The 25,421-nt window shown below is 69.2% G+C and carries 23 protein-coding genes; 5 read left to right on the forward strand and 18 right to left on the reverse strand.

The genetic code is table 11. From position 1 onward, the window contains the following. Window positions 1-46: 46 nt before the first annotated feature. Together K3M35_RS19090 and K3M35_RS19095 are read right to left on the reverse strand one after the other, a co-directional pair. The gene (locus tag K3M35_RS19090) at window positions 47-733 is read right to left on the reverse strand and encodes a response regulator transcription factor (RefSeq protein WP_006550085.1); all 687 of its coding nucleotides are present in this window, start codon (window positions 731-733) and stop codon (window positions 47-49) included. Beyond that, a complete protein-coding gene (locus K3M35_RS19095) occupies window positions 730-2,052 on the reverse strand; it encodes an ATP-binding protein (RefSeq protein ID WP_259444241.1) in 1,323 nt (440 codons plus the stop codon). The genes K3M35_RS19090 and K3M35_RS19095 overlap by 4 nt, the downstream gene beginning before the upstream one ends. A 97-nt stretch (window positions 2,053-2,149) precedes the next feature. On the opposite strand from K3M35_RS19095, the gene K3M35_RS19100 reads away from it, so the two are divergent. Further along, window positions 2,150-3,598 carry a PspC domain-containing protein gene (locus K3M35_RS19100; protein ID WP_220666876.1) on the forward strand — a complete coding sequence of 483 codons (1,449 nt, stop codon included), beginning with the start codon at window positions 2,150-2,152 and terminating at the stop codon, window positions 3,596-3,598. Continuing rightward, the gene (locus tag K3M35_RS19105; protein WP_006550082.1) at window positions 3,591-3,824 is read left to right on the forward strand and encodes a hypothetical protein; all 234 of its coding nucleotides are present in this window, start codon (window positions 3,591-3,593) and stop codon (window positions 3,822-3,824) included. The genes K3M35_RS19100 and K3M35_RS19105 overlap by 8 nt, the downstream gene beginning before the upstream one ends. Window positions 3,825-3,901: 77 nt before the next feature. On the opposite strand, the gene guaA is transcribed toward K3M35_RS19105, so the two are convergent. The 4 genes from guaA to guaB all read right to left on the reverse strand — a co-directional run bounded on the left by guaA (window position 3,902) and on the right by guaB (window position 10,179). Further along, complete coding sequence (gene guaA, locus K3M35_RS19110) at window positions 3,902-5,476, reverse strand: glutamine-hydrolyzing GMP synthase (RefSeq protein ID WP_024101587.1); 1,575 nt, start codon at window positions 5,474-5,476, stop codon at window positions 3,902-3,904. A gap of 67 nt (window positions 5,477-5,543) precedes the next feature. Next, complete coding sequence (locus K3M35_RS19115) at window positions 5,544-7,268, reverse strand: GMC oxidoreductase (RefSeq protein ID WP_019288577.1); 1,725 nt, start codon at window positions 7,266-7,268, stop codon at window positions 5,544-5,546. A 182-nt stretch (window positions 7,269-7,450) separates the two neighbouring features. After that, on the reverse strand, window positions 7,451-8,584 hold the full coding sequence (locus tag K3M35_RS19120) for a GuaB3 family IMP dehydrogenase-related protein (protein ID WP_006550079.1): 1,134 nt from the start codon (window positions 8,582-8,584) through the stop codon (window positions 7,451-7,453). Between the two features lie 71 nt (window positions 8,585-8,655). Beyond that, window positions 8,656-10,179 (reverse strand): IMP dehydrogenase, encoded by a 1,524-nt coding sequence (gene guaB / locus K3M35_RS19125; protein ID WP_033097050.1) that lies wholly within the window; start codon window positions 10,177-10,179, stop codon window positions 8,656-8,658. A 259-nt stretch (window positions 10,180-10,438) separates the two neighbouring features. Between guaB and K3M35_RS19130 the strand changes: the two genes are divergently transcribed. After that, window positions 10,439-10,849 carry a DUF5319 domain-containing protein gene (locus K3M35_RS19130; RefSeq protein WP_006550077.1) on the forward strand — a complete coding sequence of 137 codons (411 nt, stop codon included), beginning with the start codon at window positions 10,439-10,441 and terminating at the stop codon, window positions 10,847-10,849. A 95-nt stretch (window positions 10,850-10,944) separates the two neighbouring features. On the opposite strand, the gene K3M35_RS19135 is transcribed toward K3M35_RS19130, so the two are convergent. The 3 genes from K3M35_RS19135 to K3M35_RS19145 all read right to left on the reverse strand — a co-directional run bounded on the left by K3M35_RS19135 (window position 10,945) and on the right by K3M35_RS19145 (window position 13,652). Further along, window positions 10,945-12,012, reverse strand: a complete 1,068-nt coding sequence (locus tag K3M35_RS19135; protein WP_033097049.1) for an anti-sigma-D factor RsdA — start codon at window positions 12,010-12,012, stop codon at window positions 10,945-10,947. Further along, entirely contained in the window at window positions 12,005-12,583 is a 579-nt protein-coding gene (locus K3M35_RS19140) for a sigma-70 family RNA polymerase sigma factor (RefSeq protein ID WP_019288580.1), read from the reverse strand. Before K3M35_RS19140 ends, K3M35_RS19135 begins: the two co-directional genes overlap by 8 nt. Before the next feature lie 127 nt (window positions 12,584-12,710). Next, window positions 12,711-13,652, reverse strand: a complete 942-nt coding sequence (locus K3M35_RS19145; protein WP_220666877.1) for a hypothetical protein — start codon at window positions 13,650-13,652, stop codon at window positions 12,711-12,713. Window positions 13,653-14,176: 524 nt separating this feature from the next. Here K3M35_RS19145 and K3M35_RS19150 point away from each other — a divergent pair. After that, window positions 14,177-14,470, forward strand: coding sequence for a WhiB family transcriptional regulator (locus K3M35_RS19150; RefSeq protein ID WP_006550073.1), 294 nt, complete (start codon window positions 14,177-14,179; stop codon window positions 14,468-14,470). Between the two features lie 285 nt (window positions 14,471-14,755). On the opposite strand, the gene groL is transcribed toward K3M35_RS19150, so the two are convergent. Continuing rightward, window positions 14,756-16,366 carry a chaperonin GroEL gene (groL, locus tag K3M35_RS19155; RefSeq protein WP_006550072.1) on the reverse strand — a complete coding sequence of 537 codons (1,611 nt, stop codon included), beginning with the start codon at window positions 16,364-16,366 and terminating at the stop codon, window positions 14,756-14,758. An 87-nt stretch (window positions 16,367-16,453) separates the two neighbouring features. After that, window positions 16,454-16,756, reverse strand: a complete 303-nt coding sequence (gene groES, locus K3M35_RS19160; protein WP_006550071.1) for a co-chaperone GroES — start codon at window positions 16,754-16,756, stop codon at window positions 16,454-16,456. Between the two features lie 311 nt (window positions 16,757-17,067). Between groES and K3M35_RS19165 the strand changes: the two genes are divergently transcribed. Continuing rightward, on the forward strand, window positions 17,068-18,804 hold the full coding sequence (locus tag K3M35_RS19165) for an Hsp70 family protein (RefSeq protein ID WP_220666878.1): 1,737 nt from the start codon (window positions 17,068-17,070) through the stop codon (window positions 18,802-18,804). 39 nt (window positions 18,805-18,843) lie between these two features. On the opposite strand, the gene tsaD is transcribed toward K3M35_RS19165, so the two are convergent. The 7 genes from tsaD to K3M35_RS19200 form a co-directional block, all read right to left on the reverse strand. After that, a complete protein-coding gene (gene tsaD, locus K3M35_RS19170; RefSeq protein WP_033097166.1) occupies window positions 18,844-19,872 on the reverse strand; it encodes a tRNA (adenosine(37)-N6)-threonylcarbamoyltransferase complex transferase subunit TsaD in 1,029 nt (342 codons plus the stop codon). Window positions 19,873-19,916: 44 nt separating this feature from the next. Beyond that, entirely contained in the window at window positions 19,917-20,432 is a 516-nt protein-coding gene (gene rimI, locus K3M35_RS19175) for a ribosomal protein S18-alanine N-acetyltransferase (protein ID WP_006550067.1), read from the reverse strand. Next, a complete protein-coding gene (tsaB, locus tag K3M35_RS19180) occupies window positions 20,429-21,097 on the reverse strand; it encodes a tRNA (adenosine(37)-N6)-threonylcarbamoyltransferase complex dimerization subunit type 1 TsaB (protein WP_006550066.1) in 669 nt (222 codons plus the stop codon). The genes rimI and tsaB overlap by 4 nt, the downstream gene beginning before the upstream one ends. Window positions 21,098-21,176: 79 nt before the next feature. After that, window positions 21,177-21,635: a tRNA (adenosine(37)-N6)-threonylcarbamoyltransferase complex ATPase subunit type 1 TsaE gene (gene tsaE, locus K3M35_RS19185; protein ID WP_220666879.1), complete on the reverse strand. Its 459-nt coding sequence runs from the start codon at window positions 21,633-21,635 to the stop codon at window positions 21,177-21,179. 22 nt (window positions 21,636-21,657) lie between these two features. Beyond that, window positions 21,658-22,716, reverse strand: coding sequence for an alpha/beta fold hydrolase (locus K3M35_RS19190; protein ID WP_006550064.1), 1,059 nt, complete (start codon window positions 22,714-22,716; stop codon window positions 21,658-21,660). Between the two features lie 4 nt (window positions 22,717-22,720). Then, entirely contained in the window at window positions 22,721-23,893 is a 1,173-nt protein-coding gene (gene alr, locus K3M35_RS19195; protein WP_220666880.1) for an alanine racemase, read from the reverse strand. A 58-nt stretch (window positions 23,894-23,951) separates the two neighbouring features. Continuing rightward, on the reverse strand, window positions 23,952-25,403 hold the full coding sequence (locus K3M35_RS19200) for a bifunctional ADP-dependent NAD(P)H-hydrate dehydratase/NAD(P)H-hydrate epimerase (protein WP_006550062.1): 1,452 nt from the start codon (window positions 25,401-25,403) through the stop codon (window positions 23,952-23,954). Window positions 25,404-25,421 lie beyond the last annotated feature (18 nt).

Below are 25,421 nucleotides of genomic sequence, written 5' to 3' on the forward strand. Positions count from 1 at the left end.
GAGAACTGCACGCCGCCGGCATCGGCACGACGAGCACCGGTCACGCTCAGTCGATGCGGCGGCGGTGTGCCCAACGGGTCAGCGCGTTGCGGTTCGACTGCTGCGTCTTGCGCAACACGTTCGACGCGTGCGTCTCGACGGTCTTCACCGAGATCACGAGTTCCTCGGCGATCTCACGGTAGGTGTAGCCGCGAGCGAGCAGGCGCAGCACCTCGAGTTCCCGCGGCGTCAGCGAGTCGAGCTCGGGATCGAGGGGCGGTTCCGGCGCGGCCGACCGGCCGGTGAACGAGTCGAGCACGAAACCGGCCAGACGCGGACTGAACACGGCGTCTCCCCCTGCGACCCGCCGGACGGCGTCGGCCAGATCCGGACCGGAAATCGTCTTCGTCACGTACCCGCGGGCGCCGGCGCGGATGACGGCAATGACGTCCTCGGCCGCGTCGGACACGCTGAGCGCCAGGCAGACCGGCCCGTCCGGGATCCGCTGGAGGACGGCGACGCCGCCGCCGTCGGGCATGTGGACGTCGAGGAGCACGACATCCGGCTTGGTCGCCTCGATCCCGGCGACGGCCTCGGCGACTCCCCCGGCCTCGCCGACGATCTCCATGTCGGCCTCGCGCCCCAGTTCGGCGCGCACTCCGGAGCGGAAGACCGCATGGTCGTCCACCAGGAAGACACGATAGGGACGGTTGTTCTCGGTGGCATCGGACGATGTCGCCGGAATCGAAGTCACTGTGTCTGCTCCTCGGGGTGGGGGTCGTTCACCCCCCACTCTAAGGTCGACTCGGTGTCCTGTTCGCGTTCGGTCTCCGTCCGGCCGGCGCGCGGTGCATGGATGCGCACCTCGGTTCCCTTTCCGGGACTCGACTTCACGACCGTCCGGCCGCCGCGACGTTCGATGCGCGCCCGGATCGACTTGGCCAGACCCTGCCGATCGGCCGGCACCTCGTCGGGATCGAATCCGACGCCGCGATCGCGCACGAACACGCTCACCTGATGCGGTTCCACCTCCGCGAAGAGGTCGACGCTGTCCACCCCGGCGTGCTTGGCGGCGTTGACGAGAGCCTCGCGGGTCGCGCCGAGCACGGCGGTCGCGACCTCGGGGGTCAGATCGCTGTCATCCGGCGCGACGTCACCGACGATGACGGGTTGAACGGACAGACCGTACTGGTCCTCCACCTCACCGGCGATGGTGCGCAGCGTCTCGGCGAGCGAGGTGCTCGGCGTCTCGTCCCCACCGAACAGCCAGCGGCGCAGTTCGCGTTCCTGGCTGCGCGCCAGTCGCACGACCTCTTGCTGGTCGCCGGCCTGCTTCTGGATGAGCGCGAGGGTCTGGAGTACCGAGTCGTGCAGGTGCGACGCGATCTCCTCGCGCTCCTCGTTGCGCACCCGGGCGGCACGCTCGGTCTCGAGGGCACGCCACATCCTGATCCACAGCGGCACCGACAGCAGGGCGGCACCAACCAGCGTGACCACCACGGCGACCAGCGACGAGCGCAGCGCCGCGACGTCGACCTGCGCGATGACCATCACTCCGAGTCCGGTGACGACGAGGGTCAGGCCGCCGAGTACGCGGGCCCATGTGAGGACCGTCGGATGTGCGGGCAGACCGAGTACCGATCGGGGGCCTTCGACGTCGAATTCACGCCATACGAGCGCCGCACCGACGACCACCACGACGATCGGCAGCACCACCCCGGCGGCACCACCACTGAACAGCCACGAAAGACCCACCGCCAGGCCGATACCCATGAAGGCGAGGCCGATGGCTCGGCGCCGTTCGGGGCCGGTGGGGCGATCGGTGTCGGAGCCCGGGGGCACGAACATCCACAGCAAGCCGTAGGCCGCGATCCCGGCCCCGCCGAGGGCGGCGAGCACTGTGAACGCGACCCGCACCTTGGTGGCGTCGATGCCGAGATGGTCGGCGACACCGCCGGCCACACCGCCCACGATGCGACCGCCCACCCGTCGTTCGAGGCGGGGAACGGTCACGGGTAATCCAGGTACCGGTTGCACACCTCGATACTGGCACGGAGATCGCCGGCCCGGCATCGGGGACGAACCCTGATGTCCGGGTTCCGATCGGGCCCTCGGAAATCAGGGTTGGTCCCTGATGTGCCGCGCGCGGAAGCCCAGCAGGATGGGTGCCATGGACACGAGGAGCTTTCAGGACCAGGTGGCGGACATGTGGCGGACCCGCCCCGTGCGTCTGCCGAAGGAGGGGCACATCGCGGGTGTGTGCTCGGGTATCGGAGTGCGCTACGGCGTCGATCCCGTGCTGATCCGTGTCGTCTTCGTCGCGTCGGCGCTGTTCGGCGGTGGCGGTCTCGTCCTCTATCTGGCCGCCTGGCTGATGTTCCCCCGTCACGGCGACCAGGTCTCCTCGCTCGAATCGCTCGTCGGGCGGGGTGCGAGCTCGGACTCGACCACCAAGGTCGTCGTACTCCTCGTGGCCCTGGCCATCGCGGCAGGGGCCATCGGACCGGTGGGCGCGGGCTCGGGTGGTTCCGGGTTCATCGGAACACTGCTCATGCTCGGCGGATGGTGGCTGCTCTACCAGCGGCGTCCCGAGCCGCCCCTGTTGCCTGCAACGGACGGATCGTCCTTCTCGAACCAACCGGCCTTTCCTCAGCCTCCGGTGACGAACCCGTACCACTCCCCGTGGAGCGCACACACCGGTGCATGGAACATGCACGCGGGCCCGGCGGCCACGGAGACACCGGCCGGTGAAACAACCCGCTCGGAGACGAGCGGCACAGAGACGGCCACGCCTTCGCAGACCACCGACGCGACGGAGGCCGTGAACACCACCGGCGCAACCGACACCGCGGACACCACGGAGAGGAAGACGTCCCCGATGCCCGACCTACGCAAGGACACCGACGCTCCGCTTCCGGGTGCCGACGCGCTCTCGCCCCGACGGCCGTCACCGCCGGCATGGGATCCCCTCGGGGTCGCCCCGTTCGCGTGGGACCTGCCCGAACCCACACCGACACACCAACCTGCGGTCGTCACGAACCGCCGTTCGCGCCTGACCACCACGGTCCTCGGTCTGGCCGTCATCGCCGCTGCCGTGACCGGCGCCCTCGGTGCCGCCGCCGACCTGGCCTGGGTGACCCCGGCCCGCGTAGGTGCCGTGGCCCTCGCAGTCATCGGTCTGGGCCTGCTGATCGGCGCGTTCCTGCACCGCGGGCACGGACTGCTCGTCGTCACCGGCCCCCTCCTCGGATTCGTCGTCCTCGCCTCGATCGCCGGCCCGGTCGACACCTCCAACTGGGGCGACCGGACCTGGGCTCCGACCAGTACCGATCAGCTCGAGTCCGAATACAGCTTCCAGTTCGGGGCGATGACCCTCGATCTGCGGGGACTCGAACTCACCGAGGACCGCACGGTGCAGGTCGACGGCCGGTTCGGCAGCGTCGAGGTGCTGTTGCCGGAGAACCTGGACGTCCGCGCCGACTGCACGGTCGGTCCCGGTGAGATCAGGGGATGCCCCGCCCCCGGCATCGACGGTGGTGCCGACGGAGTCGACGACGGGCCGGTCCTGGACCTGAACGCGAACATGGAATTCGGATCTCTGGAGGTGCGTCGTGGCTGATCACGAAACCGGAACACACACCGAGGATCGGACCGAGCGCACCCGCAAGGGACCGTCGCTCCTGCTCCTGCTCGCCGCACTGGCAGCGCTGGTCGTGAGCGGATGGGCCATGATCGGGCCGTTCTCCGTCGAGTTCCTCGCCGCCGTCGACCTCGGATGGGTCCTGGTGGGCGCGGCCCTGCTGATCGGAGCGGTGCTGGTCTTCCTCCCCAACCGCCGGAGATAACCACCCCCACCTACGCGACGTCCCCCGGACCTGACCGGTCCGGGGGACGTCGTCTCACCGCTTACGGCGAGCGGAAATCACTCCCACTCGATCGTTCCCGGGGGCTTGCTCGTCACGTCGAGCACCACTCGGTTGACCTCCGCCACCTCGTTGGTGATACGAGTGGAGATCCGCTCGAGGGTCTCGTAGGGCAGGCGCGTCCAGTCGGCGGTCATCGCGTCCTCGCTGGAGACCGGACGCAGCACGATCGGGTGTCCGTAGGTGCGGCCGTCGCCCTGCACGCCCACGCTGCGGACGTCGGCGAGCAGCACGACCGGGCACTGCCAGATCTGTCCGTCGAGGCCGGCGGAGGTGAGTTCCTCGCGGGCGATCGAGTCGGCGCGGCGCAGGATCTCGAGGCGTTCGCGGGTGACCTCACCGATGATGCGGATGCCGAGGCCGGGGCCGGGGAACGGCTGGCGGCCGACGATCTCCTCGGGCAGACCGAGCTGACGTCCGACCGCGCGCACCTCGTCCTTGAACAGCAGACGCAGCGGCTCGACGAGCTCGAACTCGAGGTCCTCGGGAAGTCCACCGACGTTGTGGTGGCTCTTGATGTTCGCGGTGCCGGAACCGCCGCCGGACTCCACGACGTCCGGGTACAGGGTGCCCTGCACGAGGAACTTCACGGTCTCGCCCTTGTCGGCACCCTCTCCGAGCACCTCGGAGACCGCGCCCTCGAAGGAACGGATGAACTCGCGGCCGATGATCTTGCGCTTGGTCTCGGGGTCGGTGACGCCGGCGAGCTCGCGCAGGAAGGTCTCGGACGCGTCGACGGTGACCAGACGGGCACCCGTCGCGGCGACGAAGTCCTTCTCGACCTGCTGCCGTTCACCCTCGCGCATGAGGCCGTGGTCGACGAACACACAGGTCAGGCGGTCGCCGATGGCGCGCTGCACAAGCGCGGCCGCCACGGCGGAGTCGACGCCGCCGGACAGGCCGCAGATGGCACGACCGTCGCCGATCTGCTCGCGGACCTGCTCGACGAGCGCGTCGGCGATGTTCGCTGCAGTCCAGTCGCCCGGGATTCCGGCGATGTCGTGCAGGAACCGGCTCAGCACCTGCTGGCCGTGGGGCGAGTGCAGCACCTCGGGGTGGTACTGGACACCGGCGAGGCGACGGGCGCGGTCCTCGAACGCCGCGACCGGGGCACCGGCGCTGGTCGCCGTGACCTCGAAGCCCTCGGGGGCCTCGGTGACGCCGTCGCCGTGGCTCATCCAGACGGGCTGCGTCTCGGGCAGACCGTCGTGCAGCACACCTCCGGAGACCGACAGCTCGGTGCGGCCGTACTCGCGCGAGCCGGTGTGCGCGACCGTGCCGCCGAGCGCCTGCGCCATCGCCTGGAAGCCGTAGCAGATGCCGAAGACGGGGACGTCGAGATCGAACAGCGTGGGATCGAGACGCGGTGCGCCCTCCTCGTACACGCTGGCGGGGCCACCGGACAGCACCACCGCGCGCGGGTTCTTCGCCGCGATCTCCTCGACACCGGCCGTGTGGGGCACGACCTCCGAGTAGACGTTGGCCTCACGAACGCGCCGCGCGATCAGCTGCGCGTACTGAGCTCCGAAATCGACGACGACGACCGGTCTGGACTGCTGGCTTTGCGACGACACCCGAACAGTCTAAGCGGCCGCGCCGGGTGTTCCCGACGCGGCCGCTCATCCGATCACTTCCGGGTCGCTACGCGACGCCGCTGTGCTTGACCTCGACGACCGGCAGTCGCAACGCACCGGGTGCGTCGACGGGCACCACGGGGTTCTTCGGTTCGATCGGCGCGATACGACGGTAGGGCTGTCCCTGCTCGGGACGCTGGTCGTCCTCACCCTTGTTGGGCCACAACGACGCAGCGCGTTCGGCCTGCGCCGCGATGGTGAGCGAGGGGTTCACACCGAGGTTCGCGGAGACCGCGGCGCCGTCGACGACGCTCAGCGTCGGGTAGCCGTGGACGCGGTGGTACGGATCGATGACCCCGTGGTCGCGATCGGATCCGATCACGGCGCCACCGAGGAAGTGTGCGGTGAGCGGAATGTTGAAGATCTCACCCCACGTGCCGCCCGCGACACCGTCGATCTTCTCGGCGATGCGGCGCGTGGCCTCGTTGCCGGCCGGGATCCAGGTGGGATTCGGCTGCCCGTGGCCCTGTTTGCTCGTGACCTTGCGGCGGCCGAACACACCCTTGGTCGTGTAGGTGGTAATGGAGTTGTCGAGGTTCTGCATCACCAGCGCGATGATGGTGCGCTCGCTCCACCGGTGCACCGAGAGCATCCGCAGCATCTTCACGGGGTTCCGCACGACCTGCCCGAGGAACTTCACCCAGCGCGGGGTGCGTCCGTCGCCGTCGGTCATGAGGGTCTGCAGCAAGCCCATCGCGTTCGATCCCTTGCCGTACCGCACGGGTTCGATGTGCGTGTCGGGGGTGGGGTGGAACGACGACGTGATCGCGACGCCCTCGGTGAGCTTCAGATCGGGATCGATCCGCATCTTCCCGGCGCCGACGATCGATTCGGAGTTGGTGCGGGTCAGTTCGCCGACCTTGTCGGACAGTTCGGGCAGCGCACCGGTGTCCTTGAGGTGGTGCAGCAGGTGCTGCGTACCCCACGTTCCGGCGGCAAGGACGACGTGCGCGGCCGTGTAGGTGCGCCGCCGCTTGCGGACCCACGCGCCGGTGCGTTCGGTGATCACGTCCCAGGTGCCGTCGGCGGCCTGACGGAGATCGGTGACGGTGGTCAGCGGGACGATCTCGGCTCCCGCCCGCTCGGCGAGACCCAGATAGTTCTTCACGAGGGTGTTCTTGGCACCGTGGCGGCATCCCGTCATGCACTCACCGCACTCGATGCAGCCGGTGCGGTCGGGACCCACGCCACCGAAGTAGGGATCGGCGACCGTGCGGCCGGGTTCGCCGAAGAACACGCCCACGGGCGTCTGGATGAAGGTCTCGCCGACGCCCATGTCGTCGGCCACCGACTTGATCACCTTGTCGGCGTCGGTCATCCGGCCGTACTGCACCACGCCGAGCATCCGCTTCGCCTGGTCGTAGTACGGGCTCAGTTCGTCCTGCCAGTCGGTGATGTGCGCCCACTGGCGGTCCTCGAAGAACGGCGCCGGAGGCTTGTACAGGGTGTTCGCGTAGTTCAGCGACCCGCCGCCCACGCCGGCACCGGCGAGGATCAGGCAGTCGCGCAGCAGGTGCACGCGCTGAATGCCGAAGCAGCCGAGCTTGGGCGCCCAGAGGAAGCGGCGCAGGTCCCAGCTGGTCTTCGCGAAGTCGGCGTCGGCGTAGCGGCGACCGGCCTCGAGCACGCCGACCTTGTAGCCCTTCTCCACGAGGCGCAACGCCGTGACGCTCCCACCGAAACCCGATCCGATGATCAGGACGTCGTAGTCCGTGACCCGTTGCTTACCCATGGAACCTCCAGCGGCGAGAGTTGTTACCGGCAAGTATGCACTTCGGCGGTGTGACTACAGGCACAGTCCCAACTCTACCCGTTACGTGGAGTTGCACGAAAACGAAGTGTGAGAAAAATCGATGGCCGGTCACCGCGTCCTGCGACGCTGTGACCGGCCATCGGGATGTACCGGGAAGATCCTTATCCGCGGACCGACAGACCGACCTTCTGGAATTCCTTCAGATCGGAGTATCCGGCCTTCGCCATCGATCGACGCAGGCCGCCCACAAGATTGAGCGAACCGGAGGGGTCATCGGACGGGCCGAACAGCACCCGACCGAGGCCCGGTCGCCCGTCCTCGGCGACCCGGACCGCAGCGCCGCGCGGCATCGACGGATGCCCGGCCACGGACGGCCAGTACCAGCCCTTACCCGCGGCCTCCTCGGCGAGAGCCAGGGGCGCGCCGAGCACCACCGCGTCGGCGCCGCACGCGATCGCCTTCGCGAGGTCGCCGGCGTTCTCGATGTCGCCGTCGGCGAGCACGTGGACGTAACGGCCCCCGGTCTCGTCGAGGTAGTCGCGCCGGGCCGCAGCGGCGTCGGCGATGGCCGTGGCCATCGGGATGCCGATACCGAGCGAGGAGGACGTGGTGGTCGCCTGCTTCGTGGAGCCGAAGCCGACGATGACACCGGCCGCACCCGTGCGCATCAGATGCAGCGCGGTGCGGTGGTCGCTGACACCACCGGCGATGACCGGCACGTCGAGCTCCGAGATGAACGTCTTGAGGTTCAGCGGCTCGTCCTCACCGTGGGCCACATGCTCGGCCGAGATGATGGTGCCCTGGACGACGAGGAGATCGATGCCCGCCTTCACGAGCTCGGGCGTGAGGGCGCGCGCATTCTGCGGGCTGACGCGGACCGCGGTGGTCACCCCGGCATCCCGCACCTGCGCGACGGCCGCGGCCAGCAGATCGCCCTGCAGCGGAGCCATGTGCAGTTCCTGCAGGTAACGGACGGCTGCGCGCGGATCCGTGCTCGCGATCTCCGCGAGACGGGTGACGACGGCGTCGACATCGGCATGACGACCCCACAGGCCCTCGCCGTTGATGACACCGAGACCGCCGGCCTTGCCCAGCTCGATCGCGAAGGTGGGCGACACCAGCGCGTCGGTGGGGTGCGCCAGCACCGGGATGTCGAAACGGTAGGCGTCGATCTGCCAGGCCGTCGACACCTCCTTCGACGACCGCGTCCGGCGCGACGGGACGATGTCGACGTCGCCCAGCTCGTACGTACGTCGGGCCGTGCGACCCATGCCGATTTCAACGAGGTCGCGCACGCGCGCCCCTTTCTCCTCTTGGACGATGCTCCCGTCCTATTCGGAACGGGACCCTGCTGCGAACGCGAAAACTACCGGACCACGTAGTTCGGTGCCTCGGCAGTGATCGTGATGTCGTGCGGGTGGCTCTCCTTGAGGCCGGCGGCGGTGATCTGCACGAACTGCGCCTCCTGCAGTTGCTCGATCGTCGTCGCGCCGGCGTAACCCATCGCTGCGCGCAGGCCACCGATGAGCTGGTGCGTGACCTGCTGCAGCGGGCCGCGGAACGGCACGCGTCCCTCGATGCCCTCGGGCACGAGCTTGTCCTCGGAGAGCACGTCGTCCTGGAAGTAGCGGTCCTTCGAGTACGACTTGGCCTCGCCGCGGCTCTGCATCGCGCCCAGCGAGCCCATGCCGCGGTAGCTCTTGAACTGCTTGCCGTTCACCAGGATCAGCTCACCCGGGGACTCCGTGGTGCCGGCGAGCAGCGAACCGAGCATCGCGGTGGACGCACCGGCTGCCAGAGCCTTGGCGACGTCGCCGGAGAACTGCATACCGCCGTCGGCGATGACCGGCACGCCGTGGGCGCGCGCCACCGTGGACGCCTCGAGGATCGCCGTGATCTGCGGCGCGCCGACACCCGCGACGACACGCGTGGTGCAGATCGAGCCGGGGCCGATACCGACCTTGACCGCGTCGACGCCGGCGTTGATGAGCGCCTCGGTGCCCTCGCGGGTCGCGACGTTGCCGCCGATGATCTGCACGCGGTCGCCGACCTCGCTCTTGAGCTTCGAGATCATCGACAGCACGTTGGCCGAGTGGCCGTGGGCGCTGTCGACGACGAGAACGTCGGCTCCGGCATCGACCAGCGTCATGGCGCGGGTCCAGGAGTCGTCGCCGACGCCCACGGCGGCACCGACGAGCAGACGGCCGTCGCGGTCCTTCGTGGCGTTGGGGTGCTGCTCGGTCTTGACGAAGTCCTTGACGGTGATCAGGCCGGTGAGCTTGCCCTGACCGTCGACGATCGGCAGCTTCTCGATCTTGTGGCGACGCAGGAGACCGAGGGCGGCCTCAGCGGTGACGCCTTCGCGGGCCGTGACCAGCGGAGCCTTTGTCATGACCTCGGCGACCGGGCGGTTCTGGTCGACCTCGAAGCGCATGTCGCGGTTGGTGATGATGCCGACGAGCTGACCCTCGTCGTCGGTGACCGGCAGACCCGAGATGCGGAATCGCGCGCACTTCGCGTCGACCTCGGCCAGCGTGTCGGTCGGCTTGCAGGTGACGGGATCGGTGACCATGCCGGCCTCCGACCGCTTGACGGTCTCGACCTGCGCGGCCTGCACCTCGGTGGGCATGTTGCGGTGCAGCACGCCCATACCACCGGCCCGGGCCATCGCGATGGCCATGCGGGACTCGGTGACGGTGTCCATCGCGGAGCTGACCAGCGGGATCCGCAGGCGGATCTCGCGGGTGAGCTGACTCGACGTGTCGACCTGACTCGGGACGACGTCGGAAGCCGCGGGAAGCAGCAGCACGTCGTCGAAGGTCAGACCCAGCATTGCGACCTTGTTCGGGTCGTCACCGCCGGTGTGCACGCGCCCTCCGGTACTACTCATGCGGTTCGGACCCTCCGTGACAGTCGATGGGAGCGGACGGCAGAACCGTCCGACAGCAGGAATGAATGAAGGCTGTGCGCGCTCGTCGCACCGACGGGCGGTTGGAGAGCGGCACGCACCCCTTCATGTTATCTGTTCGGGGAACAAGCTCGGCTCCCACCCTGTTCCCCGATGTTCGTCACATCACCCCGTGTGATTTCACGGCGTGTCCCCTGGCGACCGCTGGCGCAGACCCCCTCGGTCTGCGTACCGTGGAGTCGTGCGTGATCAGTTGCCTCCCGGACTCCCACCGGACCCGTTCGCAGGAGACCCCGACGATCCGTCCGCAGCACTGGACGCGATCGAGCCGGGCCAGCCCCTGGATCCTGCGGAGCGGCTCGCGGTGGAAGAGGACCTCGCAGACCTGGCCGTCTACGAGGCGCTGTTGGCTCCCCGCGGCGTCCGCGGACTCGTGGTGTGCTGCGAGGACTGCCACCAGGACCACTACCACGACTGGGACATGCTGCGGGCGAACCTGCTGCAGCTGCTCGTCGACGGCACCGTCAGACCGCACGAGCCCGCCTTCGATCCGTCCCCCGACGCCTACGTCACCTGGGACTACTGCCGCGGCTACGCGGACGCGTCCATGAACGAGGCTCTTCCCGTCGACCCCTACGGTCTGGATTCCTGACCGACTGTTCCCCACGCGGACCACGCATCACGTCACTTCCACGAACGACCCGGGCCCGACAGCACATGCTGCCGGGCCCGGGTCGTTCTGTACTTCTAGCCGCCTTCCGAAGTGGTCACGGACCCCGGAGCGAAATCTGCTCCCGGTCCGTCCTGCGTCGACCGCGGCGACGATGCCGTCGTCGTCGGAGCGGGAGTCGGGGAAGAAGCCGAGGTCGACGGAGGAGCCTCGCTGGGCACCGACGGACCCGGCGTGCTCGACGGGGGCGGTGGCGCGGTCTGCGACGGCGTCGTGGTGTTCGAAACCGGAGGCGGCGCTTGCAGGATGGTCGGATCCACCGTCGTGGAAGTGGGCGGCACGGTCGTGCCGGTTTCCGCACCGGTCGTCGGGGCAGGCTGCTGCCCATCCGTGCCGGGCGTCGTGACCGGCGGGGGCACGACGGCACCGGGAACCACCGGCACCTCGGGTGCCACCGGCGCTGCCGGCGGCGGAGGCACCTGCGGCACCAACCGGCCGAGTTCCTCGGCGAGGCGTTGCACCCAGTCGCCGAGCGCATCGCGCTCCTCCGCGTCCCGGACGTCGCCCGAACGGGACTCCGCGGACGTCAGCAACTCGCGTGCTTCCTCCGTGTTGCCCTCGGCGATGAGTTGTTCGGCACGCTCCAGGGTCGATGTGGTGTCGATCCGGGCCTCGGTGGATTGCGCCTGCTCACTGAACACGACCTGCTTGACGCCCCACAACGGGTCGCCGGGCTCGGCGCCGTAGGACACGGCGGTCGCGCTGCCGACGGCGATAGCGACGAGCGCTGCTGCACCTGCGAGCGGACGGAGCAACCGGAGTTGCCCCTTCGATCGCGGGCGCAGAGGGGTGACCTCCGGGGCCCGAGCGAGCGTTTCCCGTGTTCCCAGTTCCCGGTGGACGGCGGCGACCACTTCGTCGAGGTCGGGGCCGGCGGGCATCGGTTCGGCGAGGATCTCTGCACGCCAGTCGGCGAGCAGAGTGGCGAGTTCGTACTCCTCGTTGTCCTTCGTCTCGACGAGCCCGTTACCGGAGATCGCATCGATCAGCGCGTCGTCACGACGCACGGCGGCGAGGTCCACGGAGGTTTCGTCGTCGGGAAACTCGTCGTCGAAGCCGTCGCCCGAGAAACGCCCCCTACCCATTCCGCTCACCTGCTCTCGTGACTTCCTTCTTGAGTCTCGCGATGGCCCGGTGCTGGGCCACCCTGATCGCTCCTGCAGTACTACCCACTGCTGCGGCCGTCTCCTCGGCCGACAATCCCATGACGAGACGGAGGATGAGGATCTCGCGCTGCTTCTCCGGGAGGATGCCCAGCAGCTGCTTCATCTGCCGGCCCGCCTCGGAGTTGATCGCGTATTCCTCGGGGCTGTCGTCGAGCGACATCACCTCCGGCACATCCGCCACGGGTTCCGCGCGGTTGCGCGCCGCACTGCGGTGCGCGTCGGCGACCTTGTGAGCAGCGATCCCGTACACGAACGCCATGAAGGGGCGGCCTTGGTCCTGATATCTCGGCAAAGCGGTCATCACGGCCAGGCACACCTCCTGTGCAACGTCGTCTGCAGAGAGCTGGCCGCGCTCTGCAGATCCGACCCGTGCGCGGCAGTACCGCACGACGAGGGGCCGGACACTTGCAAGAACCTGAGCGAGAGCCGCCCGGTCGCCTTGCGCAGCCGCAGCAACCGCGGAGTCCAACTCCTCACCCATAACAGTCATCGATTGCGCAAGTCCTGGCGTTACAGACGGCACCACCCCCCGGGCGGGCTTCCACCTGACCGTGGAACACCCCCAGAGTAACTACAACGACCGACCGGTCCGGTCACCCCCCGCGCGCGAATGGAACTCAGCAGGCAGACAAGGTCACGAAGCGACCCCCACGCCCCTTGATCACGGTCGCGCAGAAGTCACGGACGCGACCCGCATCGAGATCACGGACGCGACCCGCATCTCTCCCTGCCCCCAGCCCGTCGAGGAGCATCGCCGCGGCCCATTGCAACGGAATGAGTTCGTGTTCCTCCGCGCGCGCGAGGACGTCGGCGGCCAGATCCATAGCCGGACCATGGTCGGGCAGTCCGGTCAAAGAGGCCGACCGAACGAGGTCCGACTTCACGGAGTGCCGGATCGATCCGAATCCGTCCGCAAGTTCCACCGCGCGGTCCGCCCGGCTGCGCGCACGGGTGAAGTCGCCTGCCGCGAGAGCGGATTCGGCCCCGACCCATGCGAGACGGATCCGCTGTCGCACGAAGGCCTTCTCCCCCGCTTCCGATTCGGCAGCGTCGAGAGCGGCTGCGCATCGGTCGAGCAGCGACCCGCACACCGCGAGACGGCCCCGCCCGAGCGCATCGGCCGCCAACCCCGTGGCAGCGTCACACCATGCAGCGACAACATCGACGTCGCGCCGTGCGGCGACAGTGCCGACGTCGCGCCGTGCGGCGATAGTGCTCCCGGAGCTGGTTCGCAGCGACCCCGCCTCCGCGAGAGCACGTCCGTCCAGGACGGCGGCCGCGCGATGTCCGCCCAACTGACGGAGAAGGGAGGCCTCGGTGCTCGCTCCGAACGACGACCACACTCCTCCGGTTCCACGCACTCGGGCCAGCTCGGCCCGCGCGGCGGCGTAACGTCCCTGTCCACCGAGCGCGACGGCCCGCAACCAGTTCTGTTCGGGTCCGTGCGCCTCAGGGAGCGGATGTGCCCCCGGGGACGAGCCGAAGGCCGCGGCGACCAGGATCGCATGGCGGTCGGACGGTGTCGGTGCCGTGTACCGGCGGGCGTCGGAATGTGCCATCGCGGAATCATCGCACCAGCGGATACCGACGATACGCGGGGCTCCGGGCCGACGCCGGGCATTTGTCGGAGAGAAATTATCACCGCGAGCGCAAATAGTCTCGATGATTGGAACGCAGGGATGCACAGAAGACATTTCCGAACATTTTGTTAAACATCGAGTTAAAACATGCGTGGTGCATGTATGGTGCCGCCCCGACCTCCGAGGCCGAGTCGGAGTCCGCATCCAGCCGCCGAAAGGCCGGGTTACCAGGGAGTAAGGGGCTTTTTACCCACATCGGGAGCATAAGATACCCCGGATCACCCCCGCCCGCAGCGCACAGGCACGACTCCTCACGAAAGTAAATATTTCCGCGGTTAAATCTTGGCTGTTCGGTTATGGACTATCCCACTCATCGAAAACATTGACGACGAATCGATACAGATCCTACGGTGAGTTTGTTTGATTCGGATCACAGCGGGAATCCCGATGTGTCCACGGTCCGCTCGCACGATTCACGCGAGCTTGCTGCAAAGGAGTGCCACATGCCCGCACCACACACACTGCCCGGCCCCAACGCGGACCTCTGGGATTGGCAGATGCACGGTAAGTGTCGTGGTGTGGACTCCTCGGTGTTCTTCCACCCCGACGGAGAGCGCGGTCGTGCCCGCGCCCAGCGGGAGAACCGCGCGAAGGAGCTGTGCCGCACCTGCCCCGTGCTGGCCCGTTGCCGCGACCACGCCCTCGCCGTCGCCGAGCCGTACGGCATCTGGGGCGGCATGTCGGAGACCGAGCGGGAGATGTACACGAGGCAACGACGGCGGAAGGTCGCTGTGTGAGGCGGTCACCCGCCCCGTGACGACACCGTCACGGTCGTGACCATGTCAACACCGTCACGGTCGTGACCATGTCAACACCGTCACGGTCGTGATCATGTCGACACGACCGTGACGGTACGACCGGGAGGCCGGTTGGAGGAGTTGCGTCGATACGACGAAGGCCCCGCAGGGAATGCGAACATTCCTTGCGGGGCCTCGCTGTATTCGTGCCGTCCGGAACGACTTTCACGTCCGGCTCGACCTACGGACCCGCCGGGCGGCGGGTCCGCGGCCCTGACCGGTCGCTCAGTGCGCGTGACCGTGGCCGTGCCCGGCCTCGGCCTCTTCCTCCGGCTTGTCGACGACGGCGCTCTCGGTGGTGAGCACCATGCGTGCGACCGACGCGGCGTTGACGACGGCGGAACGCGTCACCTTCACCGGGTCGACGACGCCCTCGGCGACGAGGTCGCCGTAGGAGAGGGTCGCGGCGTTGAAGCCCTTACCCGTCTCCTCGACCTTGCTCACGACCACCGCACCGTCGATGCCGGCGTTCGTGGCGATCCAGTACAGCGGCGCGGTGAGCGCGGTGCGCAGCGCGGCGACGCCCGTGGCGGCGTCGCCGGAGAGGGACGCCTGGAGCTCTTCGAGCGAGCGTGCGGCCTGTACGAGAGCCGACCCGCCACCGGGGACGATGCCCTCCTCGATGGCCGCCTTCGCGGCGTTGACTGCGTCCTCGACGCGGAACTTGCGCTCCTTGAGGTCCGTTTCGGTCGCCGCACCCACACGGATGACGGCGACGCCACCGGCGAGCTTCGCGAGGCGCTCTTCGAGCTTTTCGCGGTCCCAGTCGGACTCGGTGGCCTCGATCTCACGACGCAGCTGAGCGGCGCGCGCCTCGATGTCCTCGGCGGTACCGGCACCGTCGACGATCGTGGTGCTGTCCTTCGTGACGACGACGCGGCGGGCCGAGCCGAGCAGGTCGAGTCCGGCCTCCTTGAGGGACAGACCCAGATCGGAGTTGATGACCGTACCCGCGGTGACAACGGCGAGGTCTTCGAGGAAGGCCTTCCGGCGATCACCGAAGTACGGAGCCTTGACGGCAACGGCCTTGAGGGTCTTGCGGATCGCGTTGACCACCAGGGTCGACAGCGGCTCGCCCTCGATGTCCTCGGCGATGATCAGGACCGGCTTGCCGGACTCTGCGATCTTCTCGAGGAGCGGGAGGAAGTCAGGAAGCGAGCTGATCTTCTCGCGGTACAGCAGGACGAGCGCGTCCTCGAGGACGGCTTCCTGCGCGTCGATGTCCGTGATGAAGTAGGGTGACAGGAAGCCCTTGTCGAACTGCACGCCCTCGGTGACGACCAGTTCGGTGCTCAGCGTGGAGGATTCCTCGACGGTGACGACACCGTTCTTCCCGACGCGGGTCAGCGCCTCGCCGACCATCTCACCGATCTCCTCGTCGCGCGAGGACACGGTAGCGACCTGCGCGATGGCGGTCTTGCCCTCGACGGGAGTGGCGGCAGCGAGCAGAGCCTCGCTCACCTTGTCCGCACCCTGGGCGATACCGGCACCGAGCGCGATCGGATTGGCGCCTGCGGCAACGTTCTTCAGGCCGGCCTTGACGAGCGCCTGGGCGAGAACGGTCGCGGTGGTGGTGCCGTCACCCGCGACATCGTTGGTCTTGGTCGCGACACTCTTGACGAGCTGGGCGCCGAGGTTCTCGAACGGATCCTCCAGCTCGATCTCACGGGCGATGCTCACACCGTCGTTCGTGACGGTGGGACCACCGAAGGCCTTGGCGAGCACGACGTGCCGGCCACGCGGGCCGAGCGTCACCTTGACGGCGTCGGCCAGCTGGTCGACACCGCGCTCGAGAGCCCGCCGCGCGGTCTCGTTGAACTCGATTTGCTTGGACATGTTCTGCGACTACTCCTGGACTCGGATGTTCCCCAACGTATTCCGCCCCGGGTCCGAAACGGGACACCGGGGCGGAATGCAAGCGGCCTACTTGGCGACGACAGCCAGGACGTCGCGCGCAGACAGGATCAGGTACTCCTCGCCGGCGTACTTGATCTCGGTTCCGCCGTACTTGCTGTAGATGACGACGTCGCCTTCCTTGACGTCCAGCGGGATGCGCTTGTCGCCATCTTCGTCCCAGCGGCCGGGGCCGACGGCGACGACGGTGCCCTCCTGGGGCTTCTCCTTCGCCGTGTCCGGGATGACCAGGCCGGAGGCAGTCGTCGTCTCGGCCTCGTTGGCCTGGACGAGGATCTTGTCCTCGAGCGGCTTGATGTTCACGCTCGCCACGATGAGCCCTCCACTTTCAGGGGTAATGGGGTCCGAGAACCGGTGTTCTCGGACACGGGTGTGTTCAGTCATCACGGTGACTCCGCACGCGTCCCGTCGTCGCGGGTGCCGGGCCGGCGCTCGGTGTCACTAGCACTCTATACACGAGAGTGCCAGCGCTCAAGGGCAACGGGTGCAAACACGCCGACCTGCGTGGAACCCGACGTCATGTTACGGTTGAATAACGGAAACCCATGAGCGTGATCGTTCGGTGACCTCAGCCGAGGTAGGCCCTGGACGCCTGGTCGTCGATCACGCACGGAAGGTGAACAATGCCCACGTCGCTCGGCATCTCCGTCGGCGCCTCCGGCGCCGGCTCGGCCCTGCGCGTCGATGCTGCACACGCGCCCACAACGGAATTCCGCAGACTCGCCTCCGAGTCGCAGCCCGGGCGCGATCTCGGAGATCTCGTCTTCGACGCCGTCTCGCTCACGTCTCCTCGCGGAACCGCCCGCGGAGCCGACAGTCCCGCCATCATCACGGTCGCATACCGCACCGAGGAGCAGGCGCACGAGATCCGCACGGCCGCCGAGCGGACGGGCCACATGGTCCGCCTCGTTCCGGAGACCACCGCCGCCCTCGAGTATCTCTACACAGTGGGGGTCCGTCGCGAACCCGGCGCGATCGCGCTCGTGGACATCGGAGCCACCGGCACGACCGTCTCCGTCCTCGACCGCGAGACCGGCACCCTGTTGCGGTCCGCACGTACCGAGACCGTCGGCGGCGACGCCCTGACCGCACGTGTGCTCGATCATGTCCGCAACGCCACCGAGCGGATGCGCACCCGGAGGCAGATCGACCCCGGCCTGCTGGCGGCCCGGTGCCAGGGCGCCCAGGAGGCACTCTCCTCGGCGACGACGACCCGCATCGACATCGCCGAGGCCGGTCCCGACGCGACGGTCACCCTCACCCGAGCGCAACTGGACGAACTGACGACCGATCTCGCCGACGAAGCGGCGGCGTTCACGCGGCGCATCTGCTCGAGCACCGATCCGGTCCCCGAGACCATGGCCCTCATCGGGGGCGCGGCCGCGTCCCCCGTCCTCGCCGCGGCGATCTCGGCGGAATTCGACGGCGAGATCGTCACCGTCCCCGAACCGGGAGCGGCTGCCGCGATCGGTGCGGCACTGTCGGCCGATTCCCCGTCCTCGGTCGGATACACCGTGGTCGGCGCCCTGTCGCGCACCGGCAACCGGTCCTCGGGTCGTGTCTCCGGTGCGGTCGCCGGGCTCCTGGTGCTCAGTGCGATCATGGCCGGCTTCGCCACCCAGCACTTCACCGAACGCGACAGCAGCGACGCCCAGGTGTCGCCGCGTTTCACGAGCGGCGACGTCCCCACGCAGGAGGCCGGTCCCGGCGAGTCGGCCGTCCCGTCCCACGACCCGCCGCCCGAACCCGTGACGTCCCGGAGCACCCGGGACGCACCCGCGCCGACGACGGTTCCCTGGCCGTTGCCGACCGTCGAGCACACCGTTCCGTCGACCCAAGATCCGTGGCCCACTGTGCCCGAGTCGTCGAGCACCACCGTGACGCCCACGCCGATCGATCAGGTGCCGACCCCCGGGTCGACAGCGGAGGAAGAGTCCGACCCGGACCGACCGTTCACGTCGCCGGATTCCGAGACCGCACCGAGGCCCGATCCCGACTCCACGGCTCCGGACTCCACGGCTCCGGACACGACCGCTCCGGACACCACGGCTCCCGACACGACGGCTCCCGACACAACCGAGCCGACCACACCGCCGGAGACGACGAGCCCTGCGCCCACCGATCCGGAGACGACCGAACCGAGCACCGGTGTGAGCCCGACACCCCCGTCGACCACCTCGCCGACCGAGACGCCGTCCGCGTCGTCCACCGGCGCATATCCGAACGACCTGTCCTCCACGATCGCGTCCGTCACGGAGGAGGGCACGACCGTGCCGTCCACCGGTCAGACCACGACGGGGGAAACGACCACCGGGGAGACCACCACCGGATCCGGGACCTCGGAGATCGCCCCCACCTAGGCAGCGCGCCCTCCTCGGGTGGGGGTCGGTCGGGAAAGGTCAGGCCACGACCTGCGACACCGACACCGACAGGCCCGGATCCGTCGCAGCGCCCAGCGAGGACGGCTGCGCCCCCGCGGCGATGAGATGCGCGCCCAGCGACGCGATCATGACGCCGTTGTCGGTGCACAGCTTCGGCCGCGGCACGCGCAGGGTAATACCCGCAGCAGTGCACCGTTCCTCGGCGAGTGCGCGCAACCGGCTGTTGGCGGTCGCTCCACCACCGAGGACGAGCGTGTCGACACCGAGATCCTGGGCGGCCCGCACAGCTTTCATGGTGAGCACGTCCGCCACCGCCTCCTGGAAGCCCGCGGCGACATCGGCGACCGGCACCGGCTCGCCCTCACGTTCCTTCGCTTCGACGAAGCGGGCCACCGCGGTCTTGAGACCGGAGAACGAGAAGTCGTGACGCGCGTCGCGCGGACCGGTCATACCCCGCGGAAAGACGACCGCGGAGGGGTCGCCCTGGCGGGCCAGCCTGTCGACCTCGGGACCGCCCGGATAACCGAGCCCCAGCAGTCGCGCGACCTTGTCGAAGGCCTCCCCGGCGGCGTCGTCGACGGTGGTGCCGAGTTCGACGATGGGTTTGCCGAGATGTTCGACGTGCAGCAGGTGGGTGTGACCACCGGAGACGAGCAGCGCCACGCAGGGCGGCATCGGTCCGTGCTCGAGGGTGTCGACCGCGACGTGGCCCGCGAGGTGGTTGATCGCGAAGAACGGCACGTTCCACGCTGCCGCGTAGGCCTTGGCGGCGGCGACACCGACGAGAAGTGCTCCCGCGAGACCCGGCCCGATGGTTACGCACACCGCGTCCGGCTTCTCGATCCCGGCCTCGTCGAGGGCGCGCCGCATCGTCGGCACCATGGCTTCGAGGTGGGCGCGGGATGCGATCTCCGGCACCACACCACCGAAGCGGGCGTGCTCGTCCACGCTCGACGCCACGGCGTCGGCCATCAGCTCGAGGGTGCCGTCACCCACCCAGCGGACGATGCCGACACCGGTCTCGTCGCACGAACTCTCGATGCCCATCACGACGGGGCGCTCGGGCAGCTCGAATCGGGGGCTGGTGGTGCTCACGCCGGTGACTCCTCTCGCGGATCCGGACGACGCATCGTGTACGCGTCCGCGCCGCTCGGCTGGTAGTAACGCTTCCTGGTTCCGACGATCTCGAAGCCCTCGCGCCGGTACAGGGCGATCGCCGCGTCGTTGTCGGTGCGCACCTCGAGGAAGACCGGCCCTCCCCAGCGGTCGGCGACGGCCAGCAACTCCCCCAGGAGGGCTCCGCCGATCCCCCGGCGGCGCGCCACGGGGTCCACACCGATGGTGTGCACCTCGGATTCGGGTTCGATGGCCGTACCGAGTCGCGCGAGTCCCGCGTAACCGATCAGCCGGCCCTGCGGGTCGCGGGCCGCGAAGTAGCGGTTGTGGGGCGAGGCCAGCTCCGAACGGAAGGCGTCGGCGCTCCACGGGTCGTCGCCGGGGAACAGGATCTGTTCGAGTTCGGCGCAGCGGGGTGCATCCTCGGGGCGCAGTGCGTCGATGACGACCGCGTTCTCTGCGGCCGTATTCTCCTCGGGTGTGGCGTTCATGCTCGGCGATTCGCGGTCTCCACCGCGTCGGGGCGGCGCAGGTACAGGGGCACGAGCGGCTCCGGTTCGGCGCCCGCGCGCAGGGCGTCGGCCGCGACTGTCACCAGGCCCGCCGGGGACGGCGTCTGCACGTCCACCGCCGGAAGGTCGAACAGCGCGACGTGCGACGACGAGCCCGCCACCCGCACCGACGGCTCGGCGGGCACGTCGGCGGGCTTGCGCACCTCGGGCCCTTCGACGCGGCGGCCGCCGGAATAGCGTGCCCAGTAGATCTCGCGACGACGGGCGTCGGTGACGACGAGCAGATCGTCGTCCGTACCGTGTTCCCGGTGGACGTCCGCGGCGATCGCGTCGAGGCTGCACACCCCGTGCACGGGGATGCCGAGCGCATCACCGAAGGCCGCAGCAGTGGCCATGCCGACGCGGAGACCCGTGAACGGGCCGGGTCCGATGCCGACGACGATCGCGTCGAGATCGGTGGGGGCAGCGCCGGCCTCGGCGAGGCATTCGAGGATCTGCGGGGTGAGGACTTCGGCGTGCGCTCGCGGATTGTCGAGCACGCGCGCAGCGACCGTCTCGGGTCGGGCATCGTCCCGACCGCGGTCGAGACGGACAACTCCCGAGGTCACGGCGGGGGTGGCGGTATCGACAGCGAGCACGAGCACGATGTACCAGCCTACCCCGCGCGACCTGCCCGGTCGGTGTGCAGTGACGGAAGCCACCGGCATGCGGACTGCCGGTGGCTCAGCCGATCCATTCCCACGAGGCACGACGGACGTCGGTGCCCGGGTCGCGCCGGAGCCGGACCCTCAGATGCCGTTCGGCGAGCTGTTCGACCAAGCCACCGCCCCATTCGACCACCACGACGGTGTCGGTCAGGTCGGTGTCGAGGTCGAGCGCGTCGAGTTCGTCGAGGGCGTTCGGTCCGTCGCCGAGACGGTAGGCGTCGACGTGGACGAGCCCGACCGGTTCGCGTCCCTCCGGACTACCGGGACGGTGTTCGCGGGCGATGACGAAGGTCGGGGAGGTCACGCGTCCCTCCACCCCGAGGCCGGCGGCGAGTCCGCGGGTCAGCGCCGTCTTTCCCGCGCCGAGCGGCCCGTCGAGCACGACGAGGTCGCCGGCCCGCAGCCCGGCTGCAAGCCTGCGCCCGAACGCCTCGGTGTCCTCCACGGTCGGCAGTTCGATGGTCTGCTCCCCCACCTGCGGCCCACTCGATTGCGAATCACCCAATTGCGATCTGCCTTCCGTTCACTCCCTGCGTGAAACTCCGCTGGATCAGACGATCGAGGGCACGGTCGACCACCTCGGGGAACTCCAGCTGCACGAGGTGCCCGGCACCACGTACCCGCTTGAGTTCGACATCGGGCAGTTGCTCCGCCAGCGCCTCGGAACTCGCGTACGGGATGACCATGTCGGCGTCGCCGGACAGCACCAGCACGGGCACGGTGCCCAGGACCGGAAGCGCCGCGGACTCGTCGTGCAGTTCGAGGGTGCGGAGGAAGTTGACGATGGTGAGCACCGACGTCTCGTCGAGCATCCGGTCGGACAACTTCACCAGGCGGGGGCTCACGACCGTGCCGTAGGACGCCGCACGCAGGATCGGCGTCACGACGGCACGGGCCGCGCCGCGCGCGAACTGCACGAATCCCGGTGCGGTACGCGCCGCGTACCGGAACGCGTCGATCACCGGGTTCTCGAGATTGCGTCCGATACCGGTCTTGCTGAGCCCTGCCGCGGTGGTCGCCAGCAGACCGACGCCCACGATGCGTTCACCGAACAGGTCGGGCCGCTGGGAGGCGAGCGCGATCGCGGTCATGCCGCCCATCGAGTGGCCCACCACCACCACCGGACCGGTGGGCGCGACTTCGTCGATCACCCGGCCCAGGTCGCGGCCGAGCTGCGCGATGGTGCACGTCGCGGCACCGGAGAAACCGGATTCGCCGTGACCACGCTGGTCGTAGAAGACGGCACGCACGTCACGCCCCCACTGTTCGCGCAGGTGGCGGTACTGCATATGCCAGGCCTGCATGCGCAGGCAGTAGCCGTGGACGAACACGACGGTGAGCCGAGCCAGGGCCGAGCCGCTCTCGCGGACCACGAGCGGGACACCGTCCTCGGTGGTCACGATGCGGCGCGGGAGCCGGAGGATCTCGTCGAAGTCCTCGTTCTGATAGATCTCATGGGCGGGCGCGCCCGCGGTCTTGACCGCGTACAGTCCCGCCGACGATGCGAGCGTCGCAAGGCTCGCACCGAGGAGTCCCATCCTGTTCACGAGGGACATGACGTCACGCTCCCTTCGCTCCGACATAGGTCCGGACGGTCCGTCCGCCGATGCCGGTCACGATCTCGTAGTTGATCGTGCCCAGCTTGTCCGCCCAGTCCTGGGCGTTCGGCTCTCCGTGACGCCCGTCACCGAAGAACAACACCTCGTCGCCCTCGCTTACTCCTGCCCCATCGGGGCCGAGGTCGACGACGACCTGATCCATGCACACGCGCCCGATCTGCGGGCACCGGCGCCCGCCGAGCTGCACCTCGATGCGCCCGCTGAGATTGCGGCGGATCCCGTCCGCATATCCCATGGGCAGCAGCGCCACCGTCGTATCCGCGGGAGCAGTCCAGGTGTGCCCGTAGGACACCCCGTCTCCCGCCTTCACCTTCTTCACCAGCACCACCCTCGCCCGCACGGTCATCACCGGCCGGAAGCCCAGGTCGCCGAGTTCCGGGATCGGTGTCAACCCGTACATCGCAATTCCGGGCCGAACCATGTCGAATCGCAGGTCGGGACGGGTGACGGTGGCCGCGGAATTCGACAGGTGCACCACTTCGGGAGCCAGATGGTGCCGCCGCAGATCCGCGACGGCCTCGCTCAGCCGGTCGCGCTGCTCGGCGTTGCCCGGATGCTCGGGTTCGTCGCCGTGGGCGAGGTGCGAAAAGGCTCCACGCAGCCGCACGACACCTTCGGCCTGTGCCCGGCCCAGGTCGCGCACCATGTCGTCCCACTCGTCGACGGCGACACCGTTGCGGTTGAGGCCGGTGTCGACCTTGACCGTGACGGTCGCGGTGACCCCGACCTGCCGCGCCGCCTCGACGACGGCCGCTAGATTCCGCGGCGAGGACACGCCCAGTTCGATCCCGGCCTCGACGGCGGGAGCGAAATCGGAGTCGGCGGTGTGCAGCCACGACAGGATCGGAGCCTCGATACCCGCGGCGCGGAGTTCGAGGGCCTCGCCGAGCGTCGTCACACCCAGTTCGCGGGCGCCTGCGGCGAGCGCGGCACGCGCGACCGGAACGGCCCCGTGGTTGTAGGCGTCGGCTTTGACGACGGCCATGACCGCAGCGGGACCCGCGTACTCCCGGAGCGCTCGTACGTTCTCCGCCACGGCATCGAGATCGATGAGGGCTTCGGCTTGGGGAAGGACGGTACGTGCAGGTCGCGGGGTGCGTTGGGTCGTGGTCACGTCTGTCGATCCTGCCACTGTGCCGTCGGACGCCGACGTCGTGTCCCCGTGTACCACGTCACGATTCGGCAATGTGGGTGCGCAGCAGACGAATCGAGTCGCCGAGTCGCGAGAGGATCGCGCTCGCCGAGGTCGGCGCCGCTCCAGGGGACTCGGGGTCCTGCGCGGCCAGGTTCGCGGCGAGGGCGTGGGCCCGAGCACCGGCCGCCGCGGCCAGGTCCACCGGCATGCCCGACGAGAGCAACGACCCGATGACACCGGCCAACACGTCCCCGGCACCCGCGGTCGACGCCCACGAACCGCCCGCATCGTTGACGAAGACGTGCCCGTCGGGCCGTGCCACGAGCGTCGCGCGCCCCTTGAGCAGCACGTGCACTCCCCAGTCGGCGGCGAGGGAACGTACCGCCGCGACCCGGTCCGGTTCGGGGCGGTTCCCGGTCAGGCGTGCGAACTCGCCGGCGTGCGGGGTGAGCAGGGTGTGCGCGGACCGGCCCCGCACGAGACCGGGTTCGCGGGCGAGGAGCGTGAGTCCGTCGGCGTCGACGAGCACCGGCAGGTCGGTGGCGAGGATGTCGCGCAGGTTCGCGCAGGCCTCATCGTCGGTACCGGCACCCGGCCCCACGACCCAGGCCTGCACCCGCCCGGTCTCGGCCACCGAGGGCGACACGACGACCTCGGGGAACCGCGCGAGCACCTCGGAGGCACCCGACCCGGCGTAGCGCACCATGCCGGAGGTCGCGGCGACGGCCGCTCCCGTGCACAGCACACCCGCCCCCGGATACCGGGCGCTGCCGGCACGGACACCCACCACACCCTGGGAGTACTTGTCGTCCTCGGCGCCGGGCACCGGCCAGATCGCGCCGATCTCGGACGGTTCCGCCGCGACCAGCCCGGCCTCCGGGAGTGTGAGTCCGATGTCGACGAGTTCGACGCGACCGCAGCGCGTGGCGCCGAGTGCATGGACCGGCTTGTAGGCGCCGAAGGTGACGGTCACCGCGGCCGTGATCGCCGGTCCGTCGACGGCACCGGTATCGGGGTCGACACCGCTCGGGATGTCGACGGCGATGATCGGCGCGGTGATCTCGTCCACGAGCGCGGCCGCCGCCGGTCGCAGCGGGCCGCGCCCGGAGATGCCGACGATGCCGTCGAGCACGAGGTCCGGGTCGCCGAGGTGCTCTGGAGTCGCCGGGACGATCCGCCCGCCGGCCTTCCGCAGTGCCCGCAGACCCGCGGGGTGCGCCCGGTCGGGGTCGAGCAGCAGTGCAGTGACGGACACGCCCCGCCGGCGCAGGAAGGTTCCCGCCCACAGCGCGTCGCCGCCGTTGTCGCCGGACCCGACGAGCAGGCTCACCCGCCGACCGGCGATCCCACCGGTGCGTTCACGCAGTTCGGAAGCCACGACCCGCGCGAGTCCGTAGGCCGCGCGCCGCATGAGGGTTCCCTCGGGGAGAGACTCCAGCAGCGGCGCCTCCGCCGCGCGGACCACGTCGGACGGGTGAAAACTGCGCATCGTCCCTCCTGCACCGGC

The sequence above is a fragment of the Rhodococcus sp. DMU2021 genome, from assembly GCF_019641445.1.
GTDB classification, from domain to species: Bacteria; Actinomycetota; Actinomycetes; order Mycobacteriales; family Mycobacteriaceae; genus Rhodococcus; species Rhodococcus pyridinivorans.